Genomic DNA, 5,376 nt, shown 5'->3' on the forward strand with positions numbered 1-5,376 from the left:
GTACGGGACCGGGCGTCCGGTCCCGTACGGCCCCCGCCGTCACTCCGCCCGTAGCGCGTCCACGGTGCGCGCCCGCGCCGCCCGTACGGCCGGGAGCAGCGCGCCGAGCAGGGCGATCGGCACGCCGCCGAGGCCGAGCAGGACCAGCGCCGGGGTGCCGAAGACGTCCAGCGCGGCGGGCGGGAAGTTCAGCCCGGCGCTGTGGCCCATCGCGGGCACCGTCAGGCCGTGCAGCAGCAGCCCCGCCGGCAGGCCGATCGCGCCGCCGACGGCACCGGTCAGCAGGACCGAGGCGAGGACGACGCCCACGGTCTGGGCCGGGGTCATGCCGAGCGCCTTGGCGACGCCGGTGTCCCGGGTGCGCTCGCGGATCTCCAGGACGACGGTGTTGAACACCCCGAGCCCGGCGACCACGAGCAGCAGCAGGGTGAGCGTGGCGGTGAGCGAGTTCAGGGCGGCGATCGAGCCGCTGGAGCCGTGCGGCCCGCCGGTGTCGGCGGTCATGTGTGCCGGGGCGAGCGCGGCGGTGAGGGCGGCGGCGTAACCGGCGCGGTCAGTGCCCGGCTTCAGCTTGACGAACCAGAAGTCGGGGGTCGGGGCCGTTCCGGGCGGGTAGCTGCCGGCGTCGGTGAGCAGTTCGTTGGTCTGCACGTGCGGGTCGAAGACCTCGCCGACGATCCGGACGGTGACGGCCCGGCCGTGGGTCGTGAAGGTCACCTGGTCTCCGAGGTTGACGGAGGCCTCGGTCAGGAAGGTGGACGGGGCGACGGCCTCGCCCGGGCCCCGGTACCAGCGGCCGCTGACCATCTTGTAGCCCGCCCGGGAGGAGTCGCCGTCGAAGGCGGTCACCGTGGTGGCGCCGGCCACCCCGGGGACGGTGACGTCCTCGGTGCCGTTGCCGAGGTACCCGGCGGTGCCCGGCTGGGCGTCCAGCGCGGCGGTGACCACGGCCCGGTTGGCCGGGACGGGACTGGCCGGCGCCGTTCCGGGCGGGCCGTCCGGCCGGACCGGGTGCACCGCGACGTCCCCCGCGTCGCGGGTCTTCGCCTCCTGCACCCAGCTCATCGTCCCGCCCATGCCCACCGCGAAGACGGCCGCCGCCGTGCCGAACAGCACCGCCGCGAGCATTCCGGCCGCGCGGGCCGGGCGGGCGAAGGGCTGGGCGAGGCCGAAGCTGAGCGGCCTGGGCAGCGGCAGCCGGGCGGCCACCGCGGCGGCGCGGGCGGCCAGGACGTCCCGCCGGGTGCCGCCCGCGGTCCGGCCGACGGCGAGCGCGTCCACCGTGCGCAGCCGGCCGGCCCGGGCGGCGGCGGCCCAGGCGACCAGCGCGACGGCGGCCAGGGTGCCGCCGGCCACCGCGACGTCCACCCAGGGGGCGAGGCCGGAGGTGTCGGTGCCGTACAGCGAGCCGGTGGTGGCGAGCACCGGGACGGTCAGCGCGTTGCCCACGACGACCCCGAGCAGGGTGCCGACGGCGGCCGGGACCAGCGCCTGGGCGACGTACGCCCGCACCACCTGGGCGGGGGTACAGCCGAGCGCCTTGAGCACGCCGATCCGGCGGGTGGCGGTGCCGACCGCGCCGGCCACCACATTGCCCGCGACCAGCACGGACATCGCCATGCCGAGCAGGCCGAAGGCGACCATGAAGGGCAGGAACAGCGCGGTGTTGCGGTCCGATCCCTGTTTGGCGGTGAGCCAGGACTGGGCGCCGGTGAGCGCCCCGGCGGGGGCGGCGGCGGTGACGGCGGCCCGGTCGGCGGCCATGGCGTCGGCGCTGCCGGCGTCGCTGAAGCGGTAGAGCATCTGGTAGCCGGGGGTGCTGCCGGGCGCGGTGAGGGCGGCGACGGTCTCCGGGGTCACCCAGGCGTCGGCGGTACGGCTGACGGAGCGGGCGAGGCCGACGACCTTGAGGGTCGGCGCCCCCGGCAGGCCGGGCACCCGCAGGCTGCCGCCCAGCCCCCTCGGCTGGTCGTGGTATCCGGCGTCGACCACCACCTCGCCCGGCTGCTGCGGCCAACTCCCTTGGACCAGGGTGATGTTGTCGACGCCGACGGTGGCCGAGCCACGCCCGGCGACGGTCATCGGCCCCATCGTCACCCCGGGCGGCATGCCCAGGCCGGGCCCCGGCTCGGGGTCGACGGTGACGGTGCGGTACGGCCCGGCGGCGGCCGCCACCCCGGGGGCGTGCGCGGTGGCGGCGAGCTGGTCGGCGCTCGCCCGGGCGCCGTCGAAGCGCGCGGTGAGGTGGGCGCCGTGCTGGTGGTCGAAGGCCTGGTCGAAGGGGTCCTGGGAGGCGACCAGCAGCGAGCCGCCGAGGACGGAGCAGGTGGTGGCCACCAGGGCGGCCAGCCCGACCGCGACGGACTGCGTCCGGCGCCTGCGCACACCGGCCCGGACGACCCTGCCGAGCGCGCTCATGCCGTCACCGCCGGGCCCGGAGCCGTACCCGAAGTCGAAGCCGCGGCCGCACCCGAAGCCACGTCCGGCCCCGAAGTCGGCCCCGGACCCGAGTCCGCCTCGACCCGGCCGTCCCGCATCCGCACGGTGCGGGTGGCGCAGTCCTCGGCCAGGGCCAGGTCGTGGGTGACGAGCAGGACGGTCTGCCCGTCCTCGTGCAGTTCCCGGAACAGCTCCTTGACGTCCTCGCCCGAGGCCGAGTCCAGCGCCCCGGTCGGCTCGTCCGCCAGCAGCAGTGTCGGCCGGTTCATCAACGCCCGTGCCACCGCGACGCGTTGGCGCTCGCCGCCGGAGAGCCGGCCCGGGTGGGCGCGGGCGTGCCGGTCGATGCCGAGGCTCTCCAGCAGTTCGGCGGCCCGGCGCCGGGCCTCGGCACGCGGGACGCCGGCCAGTTCGCCGGCCAGCACCACGTTGTCGGCCACGGTGAGGTCGTCCAGCAGGTTGAAGAACTGGAACACCATGCCGATCGTGCCGCGCCGGTAGCGGGCCGAGGCCGCCTCGCCCAGCCGGTCCACCCGCACCCCGGCCACGGTGACCGTCCCGGCGCTCGGCCGGTCCAGCCCGGCGACCAGGTTCAGCAGGGTGGACTTCCCGCTGCCGGACGGGCCGAGCACGGCCACCGACTCCCCCGTCCGCACGCTCAGCGTGACCCCGTCCAGGGCCGCCCGGGCGCCCTCGTAGTGACGGCTCACCCCGTTCAGTTCGATCACCGGATCGCCGCTCATGTCCCCGCTCCTCGTCGTTGCCCGCCTGGTGACGAGGACGAAGGTACGAACGGGCGGCCCGCGCCCGCGTCAGCCGTCCGCCGCACCATCGCTACCGCGTCCGGCGGACCCGGGCGCGGCGTCATCCTTCCGACGTAGTCGCCGGATGTACCCGCCGCCCGCCACCCGCGGGGCTGTCCCCCGGCGCCCGTGGCCCCCACAATGTCCCGGTGATCAACCATCCGACGGTGCGGCGGCTGCGCGCGGCGGTCCGGCTGGCCGGCGGCCCGGGCGGACCGCCGCCGCCCCGGCCGACCAGGCGCGGCCTGGCCTTCGACCTGGCCCTGGCCCTCTTCCTCGCGCTCACCGGCGGGCGCTACGCGACCATCGCGCAGAACCCCGGCCATCCGGACCGGCACGGCCTGTTGCTGCTGCTGGTGCCGCTCGTCCCGCTGCCGCTGGTGCTGCGCCGGCGCCACCCGCTGGCGGTGCTCTGGGTGGTCCTGCCCGCCGCGCTGCTGGTCCGGCACGAGTCGGAGGACATCGCGTACGCGGCGGGCGTGGCGGTGATCGTCGCCGCGTACAGCGCCGCCGCGTACGGGCGCCGTGCGACGGCCCTGCTGCTGAGCCTGCCGGCCGCGACCGCCGCCCTCGTGGTGCTCTTCGCCGCGGCCAAGCTGCCGCACTTCCCCAACGGGGTGATGGCCGTCCTGGTCCTGGTGCCGGTGTTCGCGGTCGCCTACGAACTGCGGATGTGGCGCCGCCGGGTGGACGAGGGGCGGGAGCGGCTCTCCGCCCTGGAGCGCGGGCAGCTGGCCGCGCTGGAGCGCGCGGTGGAGCTCGAACGGGCCCGGATCGCCCGGGAGTTGCACGACGTCGTCACCCACAACGTGAGCATGATGACGATCCAGGCCGGGGCGGCCCGCAAGATCCTGGACACCGCCCCGGACAAGGCCCGCGAGGCGATGGCCGCGGTGGAGTCCGGCGGGCGCGCGGCGATGACCGAACTGCGGCACGTGATGGGCCTGTTGACCATCGACTCGGAGAGTACCGACGACCCGGCCGCCGGGGCCGACCTCAGCCCGCAGCCGGGCCTCGGCCGCCTGGAGGCGCTGGTCCACGGCGTCCGGCAGGCCGGGCTGCCGGTCGAGCTGACCGTCCGCGGCGAGCGCCGGCCCGTCCCGCCCGGGGTCGAGCTGGCCGCCTACCGGGTGGTCCAGGAGGCGCTCACCAACACCGTCAAGCACGCGTCCGGCGCCGACGCCGCGGTGACCGTCGAGTACGCCCCCGACCGGCTGCTGGTCGAGGTCACCGACACCGGCGGCCGCCCCACCGGCGCCGCCGCCACCGGCAACGGACGCGGCCTGCTCGGCCTGCGCGAACGCCTCGCCGTCTACGGCGGCACCCTGCACACCGGCCCCCGGCCGCGCGGCGGCTACCGCGTCAAGGCCCTTGTCCCCCTGGAGAGTTCATGAACGAGCAGCCGCTGCGGGTGGTGGTCGCCGACGACCAGGCCCTGGTCCGCACCGGGTTCCGGCTGATCCTGGAGTCGGAGGGCATCGACGTGGTGGCCGAGGCCGAGGACGGCGAACAGGCCGTCGCCGCCGTCCGGCGCACCAGGCCGGACGTGGTGCTGCTGGACATCCGGATGCCCGGCCTGGACGGACTGGAGGCCGCCCGCCGGATCCTGGCGGACGGGGCGCGGCAGCCGCCCCGGATCATCATGCTGACCACCTTCGACCTCGACCACTACGTCTACGCGGCGATGGCCGCCGGGGCCAGCGGCTTCCTGCTGAAGGACGTCACCCCGGAGCACCTGGCGGCCGCCGTCCGGCTGGTCCGCACCGGGGACGCGCTGCTCGCCCCGGCGATCACCCGCCGCCTGGTCGAGCGCTTCGCCCGCCCGGACGACCCGGGCGCCGCCGCCGTCGCCCCGCACCGGGAGCTGGGCACGCTCACCCCGCGCGAGCTGGAGGTGATGGCGCTGCTCGCCCGCGGCCTCAGCAACGCCGAACTCGCCGCCCGGCTGGGGCTGTCCGAGGCGACGGTGAAGACGCACGTGGCCCGGATCCTCGGCAAGCTGGGCCTGCGGGACCGGGCCCAGGTGGTGGTCGCGGCGTACGAGACCGGGCTGGTCAGCGTGGGGTCCGCGGACGCCGCCCGGTAACGGCGGCGGGAGCCCGGCAACGACGGCGGGAGCCCGGGGTCGACACCC

At 76.6% G+C, this 5,376-nt stretch carries 4 protein-coding genes; 2 read left to right on the forward strand and 2 right to left on the reverse strand.

Translation table 11 applies throughout. The features are described from left to right. Positions 1 to 39: 39 nt before the first annotated feature. Both ACFRQN_RS39645 and ACFRQN_RS39650 read right to left on the reverse strand, forming a co-directional pair. Positions 40 to 2,418: an FtsX-like permease family protein gene (locus ACFRQN_RS39645; RefSeq protein ID WP_380745492.1), complete on the reverse strand. Its 2,379-nt coding sequence runs from the start codon at positions 2,416 to 2,418 to the stop codon at positions 40 to 42. Then, on the reverse strand, positions 2,415 to 3,182 hold the full coding sequence (locus ACFRQN_RS39650; RefSeq protein WP_380745494.1) for an ABC transporter ATP-binding protein: 768 nt from the start codon (positions 3,180 to 3,182) through the stop codon (positions 2,415 to 2,417). The genes ACFRQN_RS39645 and ACFRQN_RS39650 overlap by 4 nt, the downstream gene beginning before the upstream one ends. 209 nt (positions 3,183 to 3,391) lie before the next feature. On the opposite strand from ACFRQN_RS39650, the gene ACFRQN_RS39655 reads away from it, so the two are divergent. Together ACFRQN_RS39655 and ACFRQN_RS39660 are read left to right on the forward strand one after the other, a co-directional pair. Then, complete coding sequence (locus ACFRQN_RS39655) at positions 3,392 to 4,636, forward strand: sensor histidine kinase (RefSeq protein WP_380745496.1); 1,245 nt, start codon at positions 3,392 to 3,394, stop codon at positions 4,634 to 4,636. Further along, positions 4,633 to 5,328: a response regulator transcription factor gene (locus ACFRQN_RS39660; protein WP_049650744.1), complete on the forward strand. Its 696-nt coding sequence runs from the start codon at positions 4,633 to 4,635 to the stop codon at positions 5,326 to 5,328. Before ACFRQN_RS39655 ends, ACFRQN_RS39660 begins: the two co-directional genes overlap by 4 nt. The last annotated feature ends 48 nt before the right edge of the window (positions 5,329 to 5,376 follow it).

The sequence above is a fragment of the Kitasatospora sp. NPDC056800 genome (genome assembly GCF_042789775.1).
In the GTDB taxonomy this organism is placed as follows: domain Bacteria; phylum Actinomycetota; class Actinomycetes; order Streptomycetales; family Streptomycetaceae; genus Kitasatospora.